The organism is Bacillus sp. GMs2/2 (assembly GCF_050172095.1).
Taxonomy (GTDB): domain Bacteria; phylum Bacillota; class Bacilli; order Bacillales; family Bacillaceae_G; genus Bacillus_A; species Bacillus_A cereus.
On record NZ_JBNLYE010000750.1, the window covers coordinates 1 to 1,005 of the forward strand.

A 1,005-nucleotide genomic window follows, 5' to 3' on the forward strand; every position below is an offset into this window, starting at 1 on the left:
TTTCATAAAGCTCTTTATATTGATGTTGCCTTATGCAATCCCTCATTACGTATTTTACATTTTCTGTATATTTTAATTTCTTGTTTTGAGTTAGTGCAAATATACTATTTGGATCAACACCGAGTCTTTCTGATAATTGATATAACAATATGCTAGATGGATAAATCACACCTTTTTCGATCTTACTAATTTGACTTTGTGAACATATTCCGTGACATAAGTCGGATTGTGATATATTTTTTTTAATTCTAAGTTCTTTAATGGTAATACCCAAATCGTTAAATTCCATTTTTTCACCTACTATTTAGCACTTTATTAATATAAGAACATTCTCTAACCTTAATGTAATGTAAAGTTAATATAGTTGCAATTATTGTTTTAAAGGGCTTATCGTTTCTATAAGATGGTAAGATTTTTTTATGTACAAAAAAGACACTCTAAGGTGCCTTCTTGCGATTTGCTCCATTGTAATATGGTATTGGATGCCAGTCCAATTATTATTTTAACACGTTAAATAGCTTCGGTTATTGAGAAAAAAGACAATTCATTATTTGAATGCAAAAAGTCCTAGGGGGACTAGGACTTTTTGCTAGAATGAATATGATTTAAAAAAGGACTTATATAACGTAACATATGAATGTTTCGTAAATGTATCAAAAAAGTGAACAAAAGCGTTAATTTAAATAAAAAAAGCTCCGCGATAAAAGCTGCGGAGCTTCATAAGGTTGAGTTATGTCGTACTCACAAGGGATTTTAACATGAATGTTGTGGTAAAAATACTGGTAAATTTATCCCGTAAAATCCCGATTGGTTTAACTAATAATCAGTGGGGGATGAATAAAACTCCCACTGATTAAAGTTTCACTTCATTCGAAGGAATTCATGTTTTATAAATTAGATTATGAGAGTTGATATTCTCCATATTGACCAGAAAAGAACTAAAAATTCTAGTGAAATTCCAAGTGTTCGTTTCCTAGTTTTTTGAAATTCTTTTATTAAATAGCC

General features: G+C 29.7%; 1 protein-coding gene. It reads right to left on the bottom strand.

Annotation, left to right across the window (positions count from 1 at the left end):
* Positions 1 to 289: helix-turn-helix domain-containing protein (locus ACQGS6_RS29255; RefSeq protein WP_426966093.1), on the bottom strand; the 289-nt coding region annotated here is incomplete at its 3' end.
* Positions 290 to 1,005 lie beyond the last annotated feature (716 nt).